Here is a 23,156-nt window from a genome sequence, read left to right as displayed (position 1 = left end):
ACCGGACATAGTAAAACACAAATGATCAACAGCTTCTGGAGCGAAACCGATATGATAACGGAATGGAATGAGTTTCTTTCCATCGCACAAGACTCGAACGATTTTAAGCATTTCCCCCTACTGAACGAGGAAAGTCCTTTTGTCATTTCGTACTATCAAACCTTGATAAAAACAGAGCTGCTGCAAAAAAATCTCTTGCGTCCCTATCAAGAACGCATAGAAACAAATGAATCGCTCACGGAACTGCGTCATTTTTCCCGCTTCGTCCATGTGGAGGATATTATTTATACAGATGACATACAGACGGTCGTCTCGAAGATCATGACGGGCTACGCTGCTATACAGCCAAAAGACAATTTGCATTTTTTTGCCCTGATCAATCTGTCCAATCCGACTGAAGGTTTGCGAACGGACAACGATACGGAAAACGAGTTTAGTGTTGTTGGACCAAAAGTCGGCTTTGTTGAAAATATCGATATCAACCTGCATCTCATCCGTCAACAAATCAGCACACCAAAACTAATCATTCGAGAGTTGACGTTAGGTACGCTCTCTCATACACGCATCGCCGTTGTTTATTTGTCTGGTATTACAAATCCTCAGCACATTGAAACCGTTCAGCAAAGACTACAGACGATCGACTTCGATATTATTTTTGATTCGTCACAGCTCGACCAGATCATGAGTGACAATTCGAATACCCCTTTCCCGCTGTTTCTGTCTACAGAAAGGATTGACCGGGGTCATTTATGCGTTAACTCTCGGGCAGATCGTGATTATTTCCGATGCATCTCCGTATGTCATTACCGGTCCAACCACGATCTTTGATTTCTTCATTTCTCCTGAGGATTATTATTTACCGTGGATCTTATCGTCCTTGTTTCGGTTGATTCGCATTTTCGGGGTGCTTTTTTCGATCTTGATGACGCCTGCCTATACGGCGGTTCTCACTTTCCATCTGGAAATGATTCCGCAAGACATGCTGGCTCCGATCATTTTATCGAGGAAGTACGTCCCTTTTCCTCCCGTCTTGGAAGTACTTTTCTTGGAGCTAACGATCGAATTCTTGCGAGAAGCAGGTGCAAGGCTCCCGACAAAAGTCGGACAGACTCTCGGAATTGTTGGTGGAATCGTCATTGGACAAGCATCGGTAGAAGCAGCCTTGACCAGTAATATCTTGCTGATCATCGTAGCTCTGTCGGCGCTTGCCTCTTTTACCACCCCCATCTACAAAATGTCAAACACGATCCGGTTCTTGCGCTTCCCGCTCATTATTTTGGCTGGAATTTGGGGCGGGCTTGGAATCGCTATCGGTTTAATGTTCATGCTGACTCATCTGCTTCAACTCAAATCGTTAGGAACACCTTATCTGGCTCCGCTTTACCCTTTTCGAAGACGTAGCTTTGCGGACAGCTTCATTCGCTCTTCTTATAGCAGAACGGCCAGAAGGTCTGCTGTTATGCGTGTCATCTCGCAGTGGAGATACGATCCTGACAAGGCGACTCAAAAAAGAGATATGGATGAATAGATGAAGGAGCCATCGAAGAAACATGGTTGCAAAGAGGAAATGGATACTCGTGCTATTGATCGTGATCTTGGCTGGCTGCTCTTCGACTCGAATTGTCAGCGAAGTGCAATTAATTCATTCACTCGGTCTCGATCTCGAAGACCAAAAAATGAAAGGGGCAGCCATCACTCACATATACGGAAAGGAAAAGACTCAGGTCGAGCTGTTGGAAACAAAAAGCTCGAATTTGTTTACGATCCTCCCTGATTTTAACGCCATCACCCCCTCACAAGTGGAGCTTGGACAGTTGCGCTCCGTCATTGTTGGGAGGAAATATGCTGAAAACGGAGTGGAAACGCTTGTACATACGCTTTGTCGCGATCCCGCTATCGGTTTTCGTCTTCAACTCGCAGTCGCGGAACCAAAAGCATTGACGATTTTGAAAGGCATGCGTCATATGCAAGTTCCTTTTTTCATCTCCGATAGCGTCGCTCAAAATATCAAAACGCTGAATATGCCCAAGACCAACCTGCACATTTTCTTGTTTCATTTATACGGCGAGGGTCGCGATCCTTATCTTCCCTATTTCGTGATGCATAATGACAGAGTGAAGCTGGATGGTGTCGCGCTTTTCCGAGATGACAAATTCGTGCATCGCATCAATTCAAAAGAAAGCTTTTTGTTAAAAATCATGGTCGAAAAAGCCAAGAGTGGTCAAATTCCGTTTGAGGTAACGATCAATAATCGAAAAGAATCCGGACTCTTGAAAAATCTGCATTCCCATGCCGTCTTCGATCTCAATACGACTAAGCCTATCCCCAGCATCATGATTAAGCTCACGGTAAATGGGCAAATCAAAGATTATTCGAAGTGGCTGCAATTATCCGATCCACAAGTTCTACATCAAATGGAAAAAGAGCTTTCCTCGTACCTGCAAAAGGAGGCGACGAGCTTTGTGAAGCATTTACAGAAGCTTGAGGTTGATCCGGTTGGATTTGGTGATTTCGTTCGTAGTCGAAGCACGTCATGGAACTACTCCCACTTCAAAAAGATTTATCCACAAATAAAAATCGCAGTGACGGCCTCGATCAAGCTGGAGCAAACGGGTGAGTAATGAAGAACCAGGAGGGATCAGGTGAGTACTTCCATTCGGGAAAGCGCGATGGTTTCACCTTTTTTCGTATTTTTTCTCGTGCATGCCAATATTGTGGGGGTAGGGATACTAGGGTTTCAACGGACAATCGTAACCCATGCCGGATACGATGCCTGGATCTCCCTTCTACTTGCTGGGGCAAGCATCCATCTCATTATTTGGATGCTCTATTTCATGCTGAATGCGGGCAGCCATGACCTGTTCTCCCTTCACGAGCTGGTCTTTGGAAAATGGCTAGGCAAGTTGATGAGCTTTGTCGTATTAATCTACGTCTGGATGGCTGCTTTTCTCATCTTGCGTTCTTACGTCAGTATTGTGAAGCAGTTTATTTTCCCACTCATGTATACGTGGAGTACGACGCTGATTATTTTGCTCCTCATTTTGTATATTGTCGCTGGTGGTTTTCGTACAGTTACCGGCGTCTGCTTTTTCGGTGTGGTGATTCCGGCGCTTTTGATGCTTCCCTTGTTTTTATTCCCTTTCGAATACGCTCACCCGAATAACTTGTTCCCGATGTTTTCACATAACTTTACCGCCTTATTTGCGTCTGCCAAAGACGCTGTGATCAATTATATGGGCTTTGAATTACTGGTCATCTACTACCCGTTTATCAAGCAAGGAGCTCACTCGCAAAAATGGGCACACGCTGGCGTCCTTTTCAGCACACTCCTGTATGTAGCCGTCGCTATCGTAACATTCCTCATGTTCACCCATGGTGAACTGGATAAGATTATTTGGCCGACCTTGACCATGCTCAAAATCGTCGAAATTCCTATTTTGCAGCGATTGGAGTTCATTGTGATCTCTCTGTGGCTGTTCGTGATTTTACCCAACATCTGCCTCAATCTATGGGGGGTTACCCACGGAATGAAACAGATATTTGGTCTCAGTCAAATCCGCGCCCTTTTGCTTCTCTTACTATCTTTGGCAATCGGTTCCTATCTGCTCGAAGGTACAGCTCCCTTGCTCATGACACTCGATTTTTATGGGAAAGTAAGCATCGTTTTTATTTATGGCTATATCCCGCTGCTGTTCTTGCTCTTCCTCCTCTGGGGGAAAAAGCGAGGTACCGTACGATACCAGCCTCCTTGTGCGGAAACAGAAAAAGCCCGATAGAGATCTATCGAGCAATACGTGCTGCGATTGTAATGCCAGCTCCTGACAAAGCTTCACGGATGCTCTGCGCGAACGCCAACGCATGAGCGCCGTCGCCGTGAATACAAATGGAATCGGCCTGAATCGGGATATCAACACCTTGCTGGGTCGGGACACGTCCGTCGCTTACCATGCGAATGACTTGCTGGAGGGATTGCTGTTGGTCCGAAATCATCGCATTCGGCTGACTGCGCGGTGTCAGCGTACCATCCTGTTGATACGTACGGTCAGCAAAGACTTCGTGCGCCGTGATCAGACCGATTTTTTCCCCAGCACGCGTTAACTCACTTCCGGCCAAGCCATACAACACTAGTTCCGGATTTACTTTGTAGATAGCCAACGCGATAGACTCAGCCAGAGCAGGTCTTGTGGCTGCCATATTGTACAAGGCCCCATGTGGCTTCACATGATGCATGACGCCCCCTTCTGCCCGAACAAACGCTTGCAGGGCGCCGATTTGGTACACGACTAGATCGTATGCCTCTTCAGGGGAAATCTCCATGTTGCGGCGACCGAAGCCGACCAAATCAGCGAATCCGGGATGGGCACCGATTGCCACACCTGCCTCCAAAGCCATTTGCACTGTTTTTCTCATCGTCGCAGGATCGCCAGCGTGGAAACCACATGCCACATTTGCAGAGGTGATATAGGACAAAATTTCTTGATCGTTGCCCAATTGATAGGCGCCAAAGCTCTCTCCCATATCACAGTTTAGATCTACTGTTTTCATCTTTTTACCTCCATCCCACGGTTACTTCTATCCCAAGCTTGATCGCCTTCATCCATGAAGCCCTCTCGATAAGCTCCTTTTGAGCATCGCGCAGAGATATTTCTTGAAAGTGGATCTTTTCGCCTGGCCGCAACTGGGCGACGATCGGCAAATCTATCGTTGGCACATAGCCTATCTTCGGATAACCGCCAATGGTTTGTCTGTCTGCCATCAGGATAATCGGTTGACCGTTTGGCGGAACCTGTATCGTACCAATGGTAACCGCAGCCGAGATCAGTTCCATTGACTGCGTAAGTTCGAGCGCAGGTCCTGTTAAACGATACCCCATCCTGTCTGATTGAGGAGACACTTGATAGGTTTGTTCGAAAAAGCTTTGACGACTTTCTTCCGAAAAATCTGCGAATTGCTCGCCTTGTATCACCCGTACAACCGTTTCTTCATTTTTTACAAACGTACTTGAAGGAATAAACCAATTCGCTTGGTAGAAGGGGGCTGCCCCTGCCTTTTTTTCCAATTGGTTCGCGAGAAATCGGCTGAATGAACCTGGAGGGCTTTGAACGAGCTTATCTCCTGCCGCAAGCATTCTACCCGCAAAGCCTCCGAAGCCTCCACGGAGATTGGTACTGCGACTTCCCATCACAAGAGGCACATCCCATCCGCCTGCGACTGCGAGATAAGCGCGACAGCCTTCCTTGGCCAGGCCAAACTTTAAGATGCTTCCACTCCTGATCCAGACTGCTCGATTGGGCAAGACGGATCTGTCATTGATCGTGGCTTTGAAGTCACCACCACAAATGGCTATGAGCATGTCCTTATGAAACAATAAGCTTGGACCTCTCATCGTCAGCTCCAGAACCGCATCCGTTTGTTGATTGCCAACTAACATGTTCGCAATCTGTACTGCTTGCTTGTCCATCCCCCCACTGACGCTAACCCCAACCTGCTGAAAGCCAAATCTGCCTGTATCTTGTACGGTCATGCAAAGTCCTGGCGTAATCACCTCTATACTCACTTAATACACCTTCTCTCCGTAATCGTATTCCCGCTCGGAGATAGGACGGAAGCGAACTTTATCACCAGCGCACAAGAGACTTGGCGAACTATCACCTGCCTGAAATAAGCGCAGTGGTGTTCTTCCGATAATTTGCCATCCGCCTGGGCTCTCTATCGAATAAATACCTGTTTGCAATCCTCCGATCCCTACACTCCCCATCGGAATAGATAGTCGTGGCGTGGAACGTCGCGGCGTGGCCAGTCGCTCATCCATTCCACCGAGATACGGAAAGCCAGGAGCAAATCCGATCATGTACACCAGGTACTCTGTTGTCGAATGGATCGAAATCACTTCCTCTATACTAAGACCATTTTGTTTGGCGACTACCTCCAGATCTGGACCAAAGCTCCCACCATAACAAACCGGGATTTCTACCAGTCTGTACTCTTTAGAGTGAGTGCTGGAGATTTGCTGTGACATTTGCTCAAGAATAGCAACGGCACGATCGTATGGCAAAATATCATCAAGTGGATCGAAAAGAGTAATCGGATCGTAATAGACTGTAACAGTCGTAAAGCCAGGTACAGATTCGATCATCCCGGGGAAAGGATGCTCCTGCAGGTATTCAGAAAATAGGATGACCTTCTCATGGGTCTGTTGATCGATAACCTCTCCTAGTTTGACCATGACACCAGAGTCCCCAAGAGGAGAGAATTCATATCTAGGCAACGTTTTTCCCTCCATTTTCAAATATCGGCACTGCCACATGATATGGAAGGGAGGAGGGTTTCTCCTCCTGCTCAGCTAATTTGTCCGCCTTCCATGACAATATCCCGGTCATGAGATATGGTCGTCTCGATTGCCAACCGCAAGCCTTTTACAATTGTTTCCAACGACATGCTTGGCTGATCTGCTTGCCTTGCTGCCTGTTCAGGCAAATAAGGGATATGGATGAACCCTCCGCGCACGGAAGCTTTTTTCTCAGCAAGGTAATACATCAATCCATAAAAAAGATGGTTGCACACGTATGTACCCGCCGTCTGCGATATGGAAGCCGGAATTCCTTGTTGTTTTAACTCATGGACAATCGCTTTGATGGGCAATGTAGACCAGTAGCCAGTAGGACCGTTTTCCCTGATCGGTGTATCAATCGGCTGATTTCCTTCATTATCCGGGATTCGAGCGTCATTGACGTTAATCGCTACACGCTCAACCGCAATATCTCCTCGTCCACCTGCTTGACCGATACATAACACGATATCCGGCTTCGTTTCTTCTATCGCTGCGTACAGCTGTTCGATAGATTTTTCAAAAACGGTAGGAATTTGGCGCAGCTCAACTTTATACAAATCAGACTCGATTTTTCCCAGTTCTTTTACCGATTCCCAAGCAGGGTTAACCATTTCTCCACCAAAAGGATCAAACCCTGTTACTAAAATGGTCTTCATCATTGTCTCCTCCGATCCGCATCGGTCTCATTCGTGAGAGTCGAATATGGTTTTGTCCATCCTGTCGCGAAACACTCCGTGGGCTGGATGCCACACACTCCATGACAGCACGATTGAAAATCTTATGTGTTTCGATGCAATCTCGCAATGCTCCTCCCGCGACCGTCTCATCAGCCGCTTCCGTTATTAAATCAAGCGTCACCCATTCAGGAAAACGAGAGAGTAAGGAAGGAGAGGTTCTGTTCGGCTTTGTAGGCCAACGATAAAACAAGAAATCTTGATCAGTAGGCAATGGAAAAATGGCAGGCTCCCAGTTATGTCCATACCGAATGTAGCGCTCGATAAAACGTTTATTTTTGTTCCACAGACGCGTATGATGTCTCAGCCCTTCCTCGGCTGCCTTTTGAATCGTATCAAGAGCGACAGCATGATGAGGATAGTCAGATCGGTCCATCTCGCGACCAATTCCGTAAAAGAGGGAGATCGGCATCCAATAAGATACAGGGAATCTCGGCGGACTATTGTACCCTGCGAATGGTTGTGTCCATTCATGCGAAGGAATTCCGTGATCATCAATAATCACATCCGGCAACCAGCGATAAAACAGGTGGGGAACTACCCGCGATTCGCCAAAAACACTCGGCTGAAAACGGTGATTGGTATACTCTAATCCCACGGCATTATAACGGGCAGCATGATGCTTCCAAAATGGATGATCTTTGACGAGCTCTTGATGAAGGGCGACCCCATCTGGATTGGCAAATGGAATCACGACCAGATTGAAACGAGTAAGCCAATCCTTTTTTTCGGTTATGAGCTCTGCTACTAGCTCACGTGCAGCAGGCATACTGGAAACCTCGTTTGGATGATGTCCGGTTTCGAGCAAAATGGTTGGTTTATACAGAGATAGCTTGTGAGTTGATACGTAAGTGGATGTCTGGGGTGCTGTTACTTCCACTGCAAAAATCGGCCGTCCTTCAAACGATTTCTCTACTTCCCAGATATGTACAGACGGATGTGTAGCCAGCTCTGCCCATTCGCCCATATATGGATGATGGTTTCGGTGTAGAGAAGGAAGCTTCCGTTCTTCGATGCTGGTACTTTTTTCGTTCGTTCTCAGGATGCGTGCTTTTACAGGAGCAGATTGCTCTGCCTCGAAGTATAAATGAGTCGTTTTGATAGAGAAAGCTTGTTCTTCTTTATATTCTTTTACGCGAATGGTTGCCACTGGAGAGCTTGCTGGTTTGACCTTTATAAATGGTCGCACCGCCCCTGGAGAATTCCACGCCACTCCCGTTTTTCTTTCACCCAAATACGCATAGTAGTCTAGCGTATAAAAATAAATATCTTCATGCAACGCTTCTAACGACGATATTGTTTCTTCGTCGATGTCTAGCCGTTCTTCCTGTTCACTCATCGTGACGTTTACCTCTATCGAATGAAAGAGCGGACTGTTTCCTTGATACGGTTCATTTTGTTTACATAACAATTCTTCCGTCAACTCAGGTAAAAACTGCTGTGTATAGAATTGCCAGAACCTCTCTCGATCAGTCGGAACCAAGAATTGTTCTTTTGTTGTTCCGTAGGAGAAGAAGAGTCCTGACGTAGTTGGATAAGCTTGACTTTGCTCGTCGGCATACTTCACTGCGGATACAGGTACATCTAAATTCCATGTACCTAAGTGCGCAAGCCCGATTCCCCAAGCCTCGACTCGGTAAGTAGTCGGTAGGTTCTCATCCATCTCGAATGATACTTGCGACAGAGGCAAGCCCAATTCTTTTTCCAACAACTGATCAACCGGGTATAATTCTTGAAGCCAGCGATGAGAAAGCTCCATCCCACCTTCTCTCTCCTCTCGTTGGAAAGAGATCAAAATTCGTTCTACTCGTTCCCCTGTACGCACAAGAGACGGCAAGATCGTTTCTTTTATCCAGCACAAACCTGGTTTAAAAGCAGAATGAATCTGTACCGTACTATCGTTATCCGGAAGCAGCTCCGTGATTGCGTTCTTCCAGCATCGCTCCAACGCACGTCGAATCTCTTTTGGTTCTGACAAAAACGCGGTGACCGCGAGCGGAGAAGATAAGCGTCCAGCCGTCTCCTTTTGACTAACAATCGCGATCAGCTGCTCATGAAACAACTGTTCTATCTCATTTCGTTCGCCTTGGTCTTTCCAGGATTTCTCTAAAAATAAGGGGAATTCCTTCCCTTTTTGCTCGTCTGATTCTTCCCATGCACCAAAAGTCCCCCCGAGTCGGTGCGGAGTGGCCGCCCCGAAATAATCAAGCGCCGCAACAATCGCTTGTCCTCCCCCTGAAAGCTGGATGACCCTTGTTGTCTTTTCTTTAGGGGCTGGGATTACCTCGACCACTCCACTTGCTAGAGGTGCTTCACCATTCATGTGTAAGGAAAAAGTGAGCTCCGCAATCCGATTTGCTTCTCCTGTGAGCGGGAAATGTATCCCGGTCGAGGCTAGACCAATCCGAGCTGCAAAGCGGGCGGCAGACATAACTGCCTCTGCAGTATGGAGCCCTGTAAAAAATACATCTGTCCGACTCGTTAAATCCGTTCGCCCTGCTTGATAGAACCCTGCCGTTGTCCAAAGCTCTGTCAAACTATCAAGTGGTTTTGGTCTCTCTACGATAGGACTTCCCTCATGCGAGCTCATCAGTGCATACTGAGGTATCGCAATTTGACAGACAGGTGAAGCATCCGTACAAACATACAGTTGAACTTCATGTAAAGAGCAACGAATCCTCTCAATGTCACCGAGTGAAGCCGTTGCAGGTGCTGTATCTGTCCAGTATGCCGCCATCCAGCGCAGTAATCGGCTAAGGCTCTCTTCGCTTCCACCAACGAAAGCAACTCGATTGTTCCCTCGATCGAGAGTACATGACGCATCATCCACGTCGTAGGATGGCTCGATACATACTGTGCAAAGCCACTCATCGCTTTTCGTGTTGCTAGCAACCATCGGTGAATCTTCCATACGAATGGAGGGCAGATCCAGCTCACTTGTTTCAAGGCCTAATCGGGCACAAAAATCAATGAATCCTTCTACGACGATTCCCGTTTGAAAACAGAAGGAAACAGACAACGAATCAACTACACCGTCATTGTTTCGGTCCGCAACTAACCCTTTCGTTGTAAAAATATCACCTAGCCCTCTCATTGGTTAGCCCCCTTACACGCGCAGATTTGGATCTAGCTCATCACGCAGCCAATCGCCCAGCAGGTTAATTCCAAACACCGTAATCATAATGGCGATGCCAGGGAAAGTAGCAACCCACCATGCCGTCTCCAGATAGTTGCGACCGTCTGCCAGCATACCGCCCCATGTAGGAATCGAAGGGTCTACACCCAATCCAATAAACGTCAACGATGCTTCCAACAAAATGTTGGTGGCTACATTTAACGTTGCCAATACGATGATTGAAGAAGAAACGTTTGGCAGGACATGTTTTCTGATGATCCGAAAATTCGTAGCCCCGATTGCTTTGGCAGCCTGGACGTATTCCATTTCTTTTACACTCATGACCTGTCCTCGAACCAAACGTGCAAAGCCTACCCAGTTACTGATCCCCAGAACAAGGATGAGCTTCCAGAGACCTGCCCCAAAGACCGTCATGACAATAATGGCAAACAAAATGAAAGGGAATGCCAGCTGTACATCTGCCAAGCGCATTAGCAGATCATCTACCCAGCGCCCGTAAAAGCCTGCGATGAGACCCAGTATTACCCCGATAACTAAGGAAATCAGTACGGATACGACACCAACCAATAAGGATATTTGCGCTCCGTAAATGATTCGGCTCAGTAAGTCACGTCCTACCTGATCCGTACCTAGCAAATGCTCGGATTTCCCCGTATCGTCCATCCACGAGGGAGCAACCAACCGTGCACGCAAATCAGCTTTATCAGGAGTGGATGGCGCAATTACCGGTGCAAAAAGTGCAGATACGACGGCAAGCATAAGCAAGAACATCCCCGTCATTGCCCACGGATTTCGGGCGAATCTTCTGCCCATCTTGCTCCATTTTCCACGTTTTTTGATTGGTGGATTGGTCTGATTGTTTGGAACCGTCGCTGTCGTCATTCGCTTTTTCCTCCTCCCTGCCTAATACGTGGATCAATAAAGCCATAACTGATATCAACCAACAAATTCACGAAGATCATCAAAAAAGACAAGATAATGACAGAGCCTTGAATCACGGGAAAGTCACGTTGCGATATCGCATCAATCAGCATACGCCCGATACCTGGCCATGAAAAAACTTGTTCAATAATCACGGTACCGCCCAACAACGTTCCAAATTGCAATCCAATAAAGGTTACCGTTGGGATTAATGCGTTTCGCAAGCCATGCTTAATGATGACAAGCCATTCCTTGATCCCTTTGGAACGGGCCGTATTGATATATTGCTGATTCATTACCTCCAGCATGGAAGAGCGTACTAATCGAGCCAAAATTCCTGACAAGATGAGTCCGAGTGCAACGGAAGGCAGAACCAAATACTCCAGACCTTCATAACCAGAAGCAGGAAACCAGCCCAGCTTAACAGCAAATATGATGATTAACATAATCCCTAACCAAAAGTTAGGAAAAGAGATTCCTAGCAATGAAAAAATACGTCCGAAAAAGTCAGCTACGCTGCCTCTGTAAACAGCGGAGATAATACCTACTGGAATCGCAATCAGCAGAGCGACAAACATTCCCCCGAAGGCAAGCAGCAAAGTTGCTCCCATCTTCTCCTTCATCATGTCGATCACGCTCTCACCCGTCCGGAAAGAGGTGCCAAAGTTACCAGTAAACATATCTTTTAAATAAAGCCCGAACTGTACATAAACGGGCTCGTCCAGACCGAGGTTTTTTCGAAGCTCAGTGATTGCCTCTTTGGTAGGCTCTCCTGCTTGAAACATGATCGAGACTGGGTCACCAGTCATTCGCACCAGGACAAAAATGACAAGAGTAATAGCAAGAACGACAAAAACACTATGTAGTAGACGTCTAATTAAAAAGGCTGCCATCCCGCTCCTCCTTTATCAAAAATGAAGGGAATAGAAGAGACATCTTCTACTCCCCTGTTTAAAACTTTCCTTATTCAACCGATGCTTCGCGCAAATCGATACGTTCATCTGTCGGAGGTTGGAAGCCTTTTACTCGTTTGTTTACAGCCCACAGGTTGATCGTTTGATAGAGCGGTACATCTGGGACTAGCTCATACAGACGTTGATTCATCTCTTTAAATGCTGCCATACGCTTTTCCTGGTCAAACGTGGAGCGTTCTGCTTTTAAGAGCTCCTCTACTTTTTCGTCATAGAAATCAGGGTTCCAGAACTCGCCTTTGTGATACATCAGATAGGCAGTATTATCAAAGTCGAGCGTCCATCCACCCCAGCCATTCCGGTACATATGCCCTGCTTTTCCTTTCGGGATGAGGTCAGAAGTAAAGGTGGAAGCGTCCACCAGATTGAGCTTCACCTTGAGACCGACTTGACCTAATTGCATTTCGATCGCTTGTGCTACCTCTTTAAACGTAGCATCTGTACCAGGGAGGAAGAGATCAAGCTCAGTTCCTTCCTTTACACCTGCTTCTGCAAGCAGTTGTTTTGCTTTTTCCGGATCATATTTACGTAATGGCAGGCTAGGATCATAACCGAAAGACATATCGCTTTGGAAGGAGTTGACGCGCTTACCATATCCGCCGAGCAGTGTTTCGATAATCAAGTCTGCATCAATCGCGTAAGCAATCGCTTCACGGACTTTTACATTGTCGACTGGCTTCATCGATGTATTGAATCGAATCGAATAAACGGTTGGCGACCCGACTTGCATCAGTTCAAGATCAGACATGCCCTTGATGGATTCTGTTTGGCTAATCTCGACTTTTTTCATAATGTCGATGGCACCTGTTTGCATTTCAGCTAGACGTGTAGTCGCTTCTGGAATAAAACGGAATGTTACTTTTTCCAGCTTCGGTTGACCTTGCTTCCAATAGCTTTCGTTTTTCACAAGTACGACCTTGTTATCTTTTTCATAGCTATCCATTTTGAAAGGGCCCGTACCTACTGGATGCGTGTTAAAGTACTCGTCCCCTTTTTCCTTGTAATACTTAGGTGGAACGATCACGCCGCCATAACCTGCCAGCTTTGTAAGGAGTACAGGATCTTTTTCCTTGAGAATCATGTTGACTGTAAACTCGTCTACCACCTCGACACGGTCAATCGATGCATAGTTCGCTTGCTGTGGTCCTTTTTTCCCTTCTTCACCAAGCAGGCGATCAAATGTAAATTTCACTGCTTCCGCGTTGAATGGCTCGCCGTTGTGGAATGTCACTCCTTTACGAAGTTTAAACTGAAGTGTCTTATCATCCTTGAACTCCCACGATTCAGCGAGTCCTGGCTGGATTTTCAAATCAGTGGTACGCTCGACTAAGCCTTCAAATACAGAGGTTGCTACCGTACTCCAATCAAGTAAAAACGTATCAATCGGATCCCAAGAGTGCGGATCTCCATTCACACCAAGTGTAAGTTCATTTTTTGCCGGTGCTTTCGCTTCTGTCTTCGATTGCGGATTTGCCTGTGTGCTCGTGTCTGCCGGCTTACTCGAACATCCGCCCAAAGCTGCAGCTAGCATGAGTAATGCGGAGCAAGCGGTGATACCTACCTTCTTTTTCAAAACAAGTCCCCCTTTTTTCTTTTCGTTCTGGAATTCATGTTGAAAAAATATGATAGCCGTCATTTGTTCCTATTGGTTATACAAATGACAGGCAACATATCGACCATCGCCCATCGATTGAAATTCGGGCTTGTCCGTTTTGCAAATTTCCATACAATCCGGACAACGCGTATGGAACGTGCAGCCACTCGGAGGGTTCGCAGGACTCGGTACATCTCCAGTCAAGATGATGCGCTCTCGCTTCGTTTTTGGCTTGGCAATCGGAACGGCGGACAGTAATGAGCGCGTATAAGGATGCAGCGGCTCTTCATATAGCGCATTTTTGGGTGCCAGCTCAACCATCCGTCCCAAATACATCACGCCGATCCTGTCGCAAAAATGCTTCACGACACTCAAGTTGTGAGAGATGAATATGTAAGTGAGTCCGTATTGCTTTTGCAAATCTCTCATCAGGTTCAATACCTGGGATTGAATCGAAACATCGAGCGCAGATACTGGCTCATCGGCCACAATCAGCTTGGGATTAAGCGCTAGCGCACGTGCAATACCGATCCGCTGTCGCTGACCACCACTAAACTCATGAGGAAAACGTTCGGAATTTTCTGGTTTCAAACCAACAACCTGCATCAATTCCGCTACTTTTTCCTTGCGTTCTTTTGACGTTTCATACAGTTCGAATATGATCATCGGCTCTTCAATGATCTCCCCAACTGTCATTCGCGGATTGAGGGAGGCGAACGGGTCTTGGAAAATGATTTGCAAATCCTTTCGCTTCATCCTCATCTCATTTGGGGAAAGGGCTGCTAAATTCTCTCCTTGAAAAATCACTTCGCCACCCGTAGGTTCGAGCAATCGTAGAATGGCTCTGCCTGTTGTTGACTTCCCGCAACCGGATTCACCTACAATTCCGAGCGTCTCCCCCGTTGCAACCGTAAAAGAGAGATCGTCAACAGCTTTGACGTGATTCGTTACCTTCTTCATGAATCCACTGCGAATCGGAAAGTATTTTTTTAACCCTCTCACCTCAAGCAAGGGAGTAGATTCTGATTTTTCCAAAAGATTCACATCCTTTACGCTTACTCATACAGCCAGCATCTGCTTTTTGTACCATCATTCAGATTGAATAACGGTGGAGCTTGCTCGTAGCATTTGTCAAAAGCCTTCTGGCATCGTTCAGCAAAACGGCATCCTCGGGGCATCTGACCTGGACTGGGAACGGTCCCGCCAATCGTAAACAAGTACTCCTGTTCTGTGTCCATATCCGGGATCGAGCCCAACAAACCGACCGTGTACGGATGCTTTGGAGTAGCAAATAGCTTTTCTACCTCGGCTTCCTCGACGACTTGCCCTGCATACATGACGACCACCCGATCACACATCTCTGCTACCACACCAAGATCGTGCGTGATCAGCATAATGGTCATCTCGCTCTTCTGCTGTAGCTCTCTCATCAGGTCAAGAATCTGTGCCTGAATGGTCACGTCTAGCGCGGTCGTTGGCTCATCTGCAACCAATAGAGATGGACTACAGGACATCGCCATCGCGATCATCACACGCTGCCTCATCCCGCCAGATAGCTGATGCGGATACTCATCAACGATTTCTTCCGCTCTCGGAATCCCGACCAGCTTCAGCATTTGGATCGCGTGCTCTTTGGCTTGTTTTTTGTTCATACTTGTATGATTCAAGACGAGCTCCATGATCTGCGCCCCGATGGTATAAACCGGATTGAGTGAGGTCATCGGTTCTTGAAAAATCATCGCGATCTCTTTTCCCCGTACCTTCCTCATCTGATCCTTGGAAAAGGCAACCAGGTTTTCACCGTTGTACAGGATCTCTCCACCAGTGATTCGCGCGGTTCTCGGCAGAAGTCCCATGATGGTTAGTGAAGTGACACTTTTCCCACAACCTGACTCCCCTACGACTCCAATCGTTTCACCTTTGTTGATTTGAAAACTAACGCCATCCAAAACGGTAATTTCTCCATTATCGGTTCGGAATCTCGTCTGAAGATTTTTGATTTCCAGCATCAAAGTCCCGCCTTTGCATCTGAATAGCCCAGCTTGCTCATGATTTGATTCGCTACCGCTTTTGTCTCCTGTACCAAATATTCCAATCGATCTGGCTGAAAGCGTGATGTAGCTCCAGCCAAGCTCAAGCCAGCTATGACTTGTCCCGTAAAATCTCGAATAGGTACAGCAATTGCTGCCGAATCCGGCTCCAATTCACCGTAGCTTACTGTATAGCCGTTTTCACGTGCATCGTGAATCCATTGCCATAGCAGATCTTTGTCTGTATTTGTGTCTGGTGAGATTTTCTTCATGTCTACCCGGTTCAACAATTCTTCGATCTCATGATCCGGCAGAAATGAGAGTAAAATGCGCGGGCATGCCCCTGCGTACAACGGTGATTTTCTACCTACCTGCGTATATACACGAACATACTGACGGGTATCGACTTTTTCGATGTAAACCCCTTCGTCTTGATCACGAATAATCAGGTTGACTGCCTCATCCACCGTATCTCGTAGCTGTAGCATATAAGGCAGCGCGATTTTTCTGATCTCCAGCCGTTGGGCAACAATGTTCCCAAACTCCAGCAGCTTCAATCCCAATTGGTATTTAGGCGGATTATGAGTGGTCGTTTTGGAGACAAAGCCGCGCATTTCCAGCGTCTGAAGAATTCGAAACACCGTACTCTTCGGCATATCTGACAACTCGACAAGCTCAGCCAGGCTTAACTCACTGTTTTGGATAAAATATTCGAGAAACTCTAGCGTTTTTAACACACTTCGGTTTGCCGTTTTTTCTGTTTTTTCCATTTTCATCACCATTCGATTGTCCCAAAATACGGAACGTTATTTTGTATTTTGGCATGACACAATATTAAATGAATTCTGTTATTTTCGTCAATACATTTTTACCCCTGTGCAATCAGGTCGTTTTACCTACTGGCTCAGGGGTATTTTGTACGTAAGGTTTTAGTGAATATTCTTTTTCTTAAACCGTCCACCCGAAACATCGTGAATATGACCGATTGCCAAAAATGCAGAGGAATCGATTTCCTCCACGATGGATTTCAGCTTCGCTTCTTCCAATCGGGTGATGACACAGAAGATGACTTTTTTGACGTCTCCGGAGTAGCCACCTTCCCCATTCAAATAGGTAATTCCTCGCCCCAGTCTCGCCGTTAACGCATCGCCAATTTCCGCTGGATAATCACTGATGATCCACACTGATCTGGATTGTTCGAGTCCGACCATTGTAATGTCGATCATTTTATAAGCGATATAGTAAGCAATTAACGAGTACATAGCTCGGTCCCACCCAAAAATGAAGCCGGCACTGCCTAGAATAAAAATGTTAAAAAACATGACCATTTCGCCGACCGAAAACGGACTTTTCCTCGTCATCAGGATCGCAACAATTTCCGTTCCATCCAAGGAACCGCCCGCGCGAATGACAAGTCCCACACCGATTCCGATGATGATCCCACCAAAAACAGCAGAGAGAAGCAAATCGTCCGTCAAGCTAGGAACATGATGGAGGTAGCTCGTCCCCACCGACATCACGACGACACCGAATAGCGTAGAGACGGCAAAGGTCTTGCCAATTTGCTTGTAGCCAATAAGTAAAAAGGGCAGGTTCAGCAGGAATAAAAATAAGCCGAGTGGACCTCCCGTCAACTTTGAGATCATAATGGAAACGCCGGTAACACCACCGTCAATGATGTTGTTTGGAACCAGAAAGATTTCCAGTCCGACTGCCACCAACAAGGCTCCAATGATGATTCCGAGAGTTCTTACTGCGATCCTTCTTTTTTTCTTCCGCTTATGAGTGATCGGAGCAATTGCTTTTGCATCCATTTTGATCATCCTTAGCCGTTATTTTCTTACCCCTTCATCTTTCCCAGGTAGTAAAAAAAATAGCCAGCCAGGAATTCTCCCAACCGACTCTGTATCATCCTTTAGCCCCAAACCGCAATGGAAATAATGCCAATCGTGATCATCAACGACATAGACAGACGCCATATGCGTTGTCGTTCCTTTAACAAGAAGACCCCGAGGAGCGTACCAAAAACCGTACTTACCTCACGAATGGGCGCAATAGCTGCCAGCGGTGCCAATGTCATGGCAAACAAAAACAATAAATACGAACCTGGTGACAGGATGGCACCGAGTACAATCGTTTGCCAGTTTTTTTGCCACTCACGGCGGATGAGTCCCTTCTTCCAAACGAAGCCCCCAGCGACAATCAGACAGGCAAAGTTCGTTATTTCCAATAAAGCGAATGGAGATAATTGCTGGACGATTTGCTTGTCGGTTAACGTGTAACCTGTAATGCATAGTCCAACAGCAACAGCGTATCGCAGGGCGAGCGGATTCACTGGTTGTGCCTGACGATTTGGCCCTATCATCCCGCTAATGGCGAAGACTCCGATCACGATGCAAATGACCCCCAGCCATCCTGGTACCGATAAATACTCTTGAAAGAAAATGGCGCTAAAAAGCGGAATGAGAAGCGTACCCGTTCCCCTCATGATGGGGTAAACCTGTGAGATATCCCCGTACGTATACGCCTTTGAAATCAATAAGGTATAGCATCCTTGAAAGAAAAAGGACATAGACAGAAAAAGAACCAAAGACCATGTCAGTTGTACGCGCATCAATTCCCAAAGGAGAACAGGCAAGAGGATTACGGTTGTTGGCAAGGTAATCAACCAAAGAAACGCCATTTTGTTCTCACTTTTTTTCGTGAACAGGTTCCAGACTGCGTGCGCAAGACCTGACGATAATACGAGCAGAATCGAAATCGATAGCATGTGTGCCCCTTCTCTCTCCCGTTGTACAAACACAACCAAAAACAATCAAACACATTGCGTTTAGTTGCTTTTTATTCGACGTGTACAGTATACACCCAGTCCCCGGAAAAATTAAGCATTGATTCGAACACACGCATCTTTTTCCATTCTCCGCATTTTGGGTTATAATGGAGGGATGACACTTCGTTCGGAGGATCTGACTACATGTTGCAAAGAGAGTTGACTCGGGAACAAGCGATACAGGTAGGCGAGCAAATCCTAATTGCCGTCGAAGGACACATTATTGAACGGGGCTATACGTACTTTTCAGATGGCGTCGTCTTCAATACACGCGTAGAACAAGGCCAGTATTTGACGAGTGATGTTCAAGGTTCCGAGGTGTATCATGTTCGCCTCGATTTGGAAACGGTTCAAAACAGTACGTGTACCTGCCCTTATTCGCGCATTTGCAAGCACATTGCTGCCACTTTTTTTCAGATGTACAGTGTGTTCGAGAATCCTCGTACATTTTTGACGCGCTCCCAACAACCAAGGCGAGCTACTTTTTCTCCTCATTTACTAATTCCTACTTATAAATACAGCCATACCGCTCCTGCTCAGCAGGATGCAGCGTCTATTTCCTCGCCGCTTACCGCGAACAGCTCCGTCAAAGAATGGTGGGCATTTTTTGAGAGCTGGACACGCAACCTGTTTGCGGCCATGGAATCGTATCGAGCTTCCTCTGAGTTATTATCGAGCTATCAAAATGTGCTGAGTGTTGCTGCCTCGTGGCCGAAGGATCGGGCACAGCTCTTTGTCATTCATGCCAATCTGTTTCATCTCATGAAGCTTACACAATACGTCAAAACGTACCGCCAATCATACTGGTTCCTGGATTTGGTTCAGACCGCCGAGCGGTTATTGGATCAATTAGAAGGGACATTGTACTTCGCGGATATCCCAGCTCTCTTGACTCACCATCAGGATGCCATCGTCGATACTCTTCAACTCACAAAGGAATTGAAAGAAAACGAGGCCACCTCACTCTACTGGATATTCGCCTATCAAATGTTATGGTGGATGCTCTTGAAGAACCCAGAGTGGATGCAAGAGGAAATCCATGTGCTGGATCAGCTAATTAACGATGAAAACAGTTCTGCCGCCGAAAAGGAAAAAGGACTGCTGCTCCGTGCCCACTTTCATGTGATGGAAAAGGAAGACGAAGCTGCTCTGCAAATCTGGAAAAGAATGAGCCGTTTGAACCTCTCCTTCTATCTGTCCTATATGAAATCATTCGCTCGCAATGACGAATGGCAACGATTTCTCGATTGGACTGCTTCTTTGACGTCCTTAATCGGTCAAGCCGAGGCACAGCAATACCGTCTCGTTATCGCCATTTGGCAGGAAGCGATGCAACGAGTGGGACGATCAGCCGAGTGTGGCGCCAAGCTGAAGCAGTTCTTACCGAGTAGTTATCACGAATATGCCGCCTATTTATATGAAGAACGACAGTTTCAGCAATGGATTGATTTGCAAATGTCGTTTCAAGTGCCCATGGCAGACATCTCGATCGTGCAGGTAAAAGAAATCGAGGAAACCGAACCGACTCTGCTCTTCCCTTTTTATTTGCGTGAGGTGAACAGACTCATAGCGGAACGTAATCGAACAGCCTACAAAGAAGCGATCAAGCTCATGAAAAAAGTAAGGACGATTTACAACAGAGCCAACCAAGATGCTCGCTGGGAACGATACGTGGAACAATTATCTGCCAAACATAATCGGTTACGTGCTTTTCAAGAAGAGCTAAGGAGAGGAAATTTCAACTTATGAATACCGTCACTACATTGGTTCTAGATGGAGAGCTTTTGGCAGACGGACAATTCTTGATTACTGGCAAAGACACACAAGGAGCAGTGGTCGATCCAGAAGAATTGGCAGGAACACTGTTTGCGTGGGATGAGTCATCTTATTACGGAAGCTTCCTGGACAAAAACGAGCAAGGCGTCTTGCTTAGTCCTGCCAAGGCCCTCTCCTTTTTCGTCTCCCCCCAGTGGCTTTTGCATCGGACCTATTCATCCAGCACGCCATTTGAACAATTTACGCATGTAGCGGGAATGATCCGTGATACGCTCGCACAAGGCTCCCTCGCCCCTGATTTTTCTTCCTGGAAAAAAGGACAAATCGGCTGGAGAGCCCTGCATACTCCTGTTGATTTTCCGGAGTACGGCCATAGGTGGCTATCGCTTGTCGTGGAGGAATCCTTGCAAGGCACTGGAGCGATAGCACAAAAGTGGGAGCAGCTATTGACGCATTACCCGGCTCTGTACGTCATGGGCGCCGAGCTTTCTCCACACCTTCAGGAACAGGAATGGTTACAATCTATAGGCTGGCTGCCAGATACGACACCGTTTCGCACATGCTTGCAAATCATCGAGGCCGAGGAGCATCCCAATGACTGGCAACTTCACGTGTATTTACAGAATCGTGAAGAGCCAGATCAGTTATTTCTTATTGAGCCAAACCAGTTGACGGCTGAGGGAGTAGCTACCGCTCGCATCCCTGCTGACTGGCGTGAGCACTGGAATCGTTTTCTCACGGACCTAGCCAAATGCAAAGAGATTCTCCCTTGGCAAAAAGACACCCAGGAGAATCAAAGCCGTTTTCTCACCCGACTGACAAACGAGCAAGCATGGATCTTTTTGACATCGAGCAGTTTGCAGTTAGTGCAAGCTGGTATTCACGTCTTTTTGCCAGCATGGTGGGAACAAGTGCGTCGGGTAAAACCGAAGCTAAAAGCCAAGATTACAACCTCTGTTGGGGCTAGCAGACAGTCGTTCCTGGGTGTCTCCCAGCTCATGGATTTTGAATGGAAGCTCGCCTTGGGACCTGTAGAGCTCAGCGAAGAGGAATTTGAGGAACTCATTAAACAAAAGCAGCGTCTGTTGAAAATTCGCGGGCATTGGGTGCAATTGACTCCCGATCTATTCTTGCAGCTGCAAGAAGCCCTCAAGAAAAACCAAGCGAAAAACGGCATGTCCCTTCGCGATGTCATGAGAATGCACCTCGCCCCTACTGTGGAGGTTGAGGAGCTACCCGATGACGAGTTCGATTTCGACACTTCTCTAACGGTTGAAGTTCAGCTTAACCAGCATTTGCGAGAGCTGTTGAACCAATTGCAAGAAACAAAGCGCATCCCGATCATGGAACAGCCATCTACTTTTCATGGGACGTTGCGCCATTATCAGCTAGAGGGCAGTTCGTGGCTGTTCTTTTTACGCCGCTTTGGGTTGGGAGCTTGTCTGGCTGATGACATGGGATTGGGAAAAACGGTTCAATTTATTACGTATTTGCTTCATGTCAAACAACATGGTCCAGCCAATACTCCTTCTCTCTTAATCTGCCCGACCTCCGTCATAGGCAACTGGCAAAAAGAGCTGAAGCGCTTCGCCCCCTCTCTTCACGTGATGATTCACTATGGCAATGATCGCCAAAAGAAGGAGGCGTTTTTGCCAGCGATCAAGGGAGCTGATCTGGTCATTACCTCCTACGCCCTGTCCCATTTGGATGAGCAGGAGCTAGGAATGGTTACATGGGATACGATTTGTCTTGACGAGGCGCAAAATATTAAAAACGCCTATACAAAGCAAGCATCTGCTGTGCGCGATTTGAAAGCATGGCATCGGATCGCTCTCACAGGCACTCCGATCGAAAATCGTCTGAGTGAGCTCTGGTCCATCTTTGATTTCTTGAATCCCGGCTACTTGGGAAGTCTCGGAGAATTTACCCAGCGCTTTGTCCATCCCATCGAACGCGACCAAGACCAGCAGCTCATCAATCAAGTGCAACGACTCATTCAGCCTTTCCTGCTCCGTCGCGTGAAAACCGATCCGAACATTCAGCTCGACTTGCCGGACAAGAATGAGAGCAAGGAATACGTACCGCTGACTACGGAACAAGGCGCACTTTATGAGACAGCGATTCAAGATATGTTTGATCGAATGGAAAAAGCCTCCCCTATGGAACGTCGCGGTCTGATTCTGACAACACTGACACGTCTCAAACAATTGTGTGACCATCCTGCGCTCATTTTGAATGAAATCGCGACAACAGATGAAGCCAGTCGCTCGCACAAATTGGAAAGACTGCTGGAATTGGTGGAGGATATTCGCCAAAAGAAAGAGCGCTGCCTGATTTTTACCCAATACATCCAAATGGGCAATATGCTTCAACGGGTGCTGACGCGAGAAGGCTATGGACCTGTCTACTTCCTAAATGGAGCCACGAAAAAAGAAAAACGCGATGAGATGATTGCTCGTTTTCAAGACCCGACACTTCCGGACGATGAACGCGGTGCCATCTTCATTCTTTCGTTGCGCGCGGGTGGAACTGGCTTGAACCTGACGGAAGCCAACCACGTCATTCACGTAGATCGCTGGTGGAATCCTGCGGTAGAAAATCAGGCCACTGACCGTGCTCATCGCATAGGACAGCAGCGCAATGTTCAGGTCTACAAATTCATTTCACTCGGGACAATTGAGGAACGCATCGATGAAATGATGGAGAGAAAGCTATCGTTGAGCCAGCAAATTGTCGGGACGGGCGAAAGCTGGATCACCGAGCTATCAACGGAAGAGCTACGAGACTTGTTCACGCTTCGCCACGATTGGCTAGATACGAAAGGATAGGTGGA

At 47.0% G+C, this 23,156-nt stretch carries 17 protein-coding genes and 1 pseudogene; 5 read left to right on the top strand and 13 right to left on the bottom strand.

Annotated elements, in window-relative coordinates:
• The first annotated feature begins 51 nt into the window (after positions 1-51).
• The 3 genes and pseudogenes from HPY31_RS29130 (at position 52) to HPY31_RS02885 (ending at position 3,776) form a co-directional block, all read left to right on the top strand.
• Positions 52-1,528: pseudogene (locus HPY31_RS29130) on the top strand (spore germination protein).
• Positions 1,529-1,550: 22 nt separating this feature from the next.
• Positions 1,551-2,621, top strand: a complete 1,071-nt coding sequence (locus HPY31_RS02890) for a Ger(x)C family spore germination protein (protein WP_172138248.1) — start codon at positions 1,551-1,553, stop codon at positions 2,619-2,621.
• Between the two features lie 21 nt (positions 2,622-2,642).
• The gene (locus HPY31_RS02885; protein ID WP_172138246.1) at positions 2,643-3,776 is read left to right on the top strand and encodes a GerAB/ArcD/ProY family transporter; all 1,134 of its coding nucleotides are present in this window, start codon (positions 2,643-2,645) and stop codon (positions 3,774-3,776) included.
• Positions 3,777-3,780: 4 nt separating this feature from the next.
• Here the strand turns inward: HPY31_RS02885 and HPY31_RS02880 are convergent, their stop codons facing one another.
• The 13 genes from HPY31_RS02880 to HPY31_RS02820 all read right to left on the bottom strand — a co-directional run bounded on the left by HPY31_RS02880 (position 3,781) and on the right by HPY31_RS02820 (position 18,487).
• Entirely contained in the window at positions 3,781-4,545 is a 765-nt protein-coding gene (locus HPY31_RS02880) for a LamB/YcsF family protein (protein WP_172138244.1), read from the bottom strand.
• A gap of 4 nt (positions 4,546-4,549) precedes the next feature.
• Positions 4,550-5,557 (bottom strand): 5-oxoprolinase subunit C family protein, encoded by a 1,008-nt coding sequence (locus HPY31_RS02875; RefSeq protein WP_172138242.1) that lies wholly within the window; start codon positions 5,555-5,557, stop codon positions 4,550-4,552.
• A complete protein-coding gene (pxpB, locus tag HPY31_RS02870) occupies positions 5,558-6,307 on the bottom strand; it encodes a 5-oxoprolinase subunit PxpB (RefSeq protein ID WP_172138240.1) in 750 nt (249 codons plus the stop codon).
• A gap of 32 nt (positions 6,308-6,339) precedes the next feature.
• Complete coding sequence (pcp, locus tag HPY31_RS02865) at positions 6,340-6,987, bottom strand: pyroglutamyl-peptidase I (RefSeq protein ID WP_172138916.1); 648 nt, start codon at positions 6,985-6,987, stop codon at positions 6,340-6,342.
• The gene (locus tag HPY31_RS02860) at positions 6,959-10,159 is read right to left on the bottom strand and encodes a M14 family metallopeptidase (RefSeq protein ID WP_172138231.1); all 3,201 of its coding nucleotides are present in this window, start codon (positions 10,157-10,159) and stop codon (positions 6,959-6,961) included. Before HPY31_RS02860 ends, pcp begins: the two co-directional genes overlap by 29 nt.
• A gap of 12 nt (positions 10,160-10,171) precedes the next feature.
• Positions 10,172-11,083, bottom strand: a complete 912-nt coding sequence (locus tag HPY31_RS02855) for an ABC transporter permease (RefSeq protein WP_172138229.1) — start codon at positions 11,081-11,083, stop codon at positions 10,172-10,174.
• On the bottom strand, positions 11,080-12,015 hold the full coding sequence (nikB, locus tag HPY31_RS02850; protein WP_007721001.1) for a nickel ABC transporter permease: 936 nt from the start codon (positions 12,013-12,015) through the stop codon (positions 11,080-11,082). The genes HPY31_RS02855 and nikB overlap by 4 nt, the downstream gene beginning before the upstream one ends.
• Before the next feature lie 70 nt (positions 12,016-12,085).
• A complete protein-coding gene (locus HPY31_RS02845) occupies positions 12,086-13,666 on the bottom strand; it encodes an ABC transporter substrate-binding protein (protein ID WP_172138227.1) in 1,581 nt (526 codons plus the stop codon).
• A gap of 69 nt (positions 13,667-13,735) precedes the next feature.
• A complete protein-coding gene (locus tag HPY31_RS02840) occupies positions 13,736-14,722 on the bottom strand; it encodes an ABC transporter ATP-binding protein (RefSeq protein WP_015890944.1) in 987 nt (328 codons plus the stop codon).
• Between the two features lie 20 nt (positions 14,723-14,742).
• Positions 14,743-15,696, bottom strand: a complete 954-nt coding sequence (locus tag HPY31_RS02835) for an ABC transporter ATP-binding protein (protein ID WP_172138225.1) — start codon at positions 15,694-15,696, stop codon at positions 14,743-14,745.
• Positions 15,696-16,487 carry an IclR family transcriptional regulator gene (locus HPY31_RS02830; protein WP_253901648.1) on the bottom strand — a complete coding sequence of 264 codons (792 nt, stop codon included), beginning with the start codon at positions 16,485-16,487 and terminating at the stop codon, positions 15,696-15,698. Before HPY31_RS02830 ends, HPY31_RS02835 begins: the two co-directional genes overlap by 1 nt.
• 159 nt (positions 16,488-16,646) lie before the next feature.
• Positions 16,647-17,531 carry a YitT family protein gene (locus tag HPY31_RS02825; RefSeq protein WP_172138914.1) on the bottom strand — a complete coding sequence of 295 codons (885 nt, stop codon included), beginning with the start codon at positions 17,529-17,531 and terminating at the stop codon, positions 16,647-16,649.
• A 101-nt stretch (positions 17,532-17,632) separates the two neighbouring features.
• Positions 17,633-18,487: a DMT family transporter gene (locus tag HPY31_RS02820; RefSeq protein WP_172138221.1), complete on the bottom strand. Its 855-nt coding sequence runs from the start codon at positions 18,485-18,487 to the stop codon at positions 17,633-17,635.
• A 204-nt stretch (positions 18,488-18,691) separates the two neighbouring features.
• Here HPY31_RS02820 and HPY31_RS02815 point away from each other — a divergent pair, with 204 nt between their 5' ends.
• Positions 18,692-20,296, top strand: coding sequence for an SWIM zinc finger family protein (locus HPY31_RS02815; RefSeq protein WP_172138219.1), 1,605 nt, complete (start codon positions 18,692-18,694; stop codon positions 20,294-20,296).
• Positions 20,293-23,151 (top strand): DEAD/DEAH box helicase, encoded by a 2,859-nt coding sequence (locus HPY31_RS02810; RefSeq protein WP_172138217.1) that lies wholly within the window; start codon positions 20,293-20,295, stop codon positions 23,149-23,151. Before HPY31_RS02815 ends, HPY31_RS02810 begins: the two co-directional genes overlap by 4 nt.
• Positions 23,152-23,156: the final 5 nt, after the last annotated feature.

This window comes from Brevibacillus sp. HB1.3, assembly GCF_013186635.1.
Lineage (GTDB): Bacteria > Bacillota > Bacilli > Brevibacillales > Brevibacillaceae > Brevibacillus > Brevibacillus brevis_D.
Note: the sequence above shows the minus strand (reverse complement) of the source record. Positions and strands in the feature narration are given on the sequence as shown.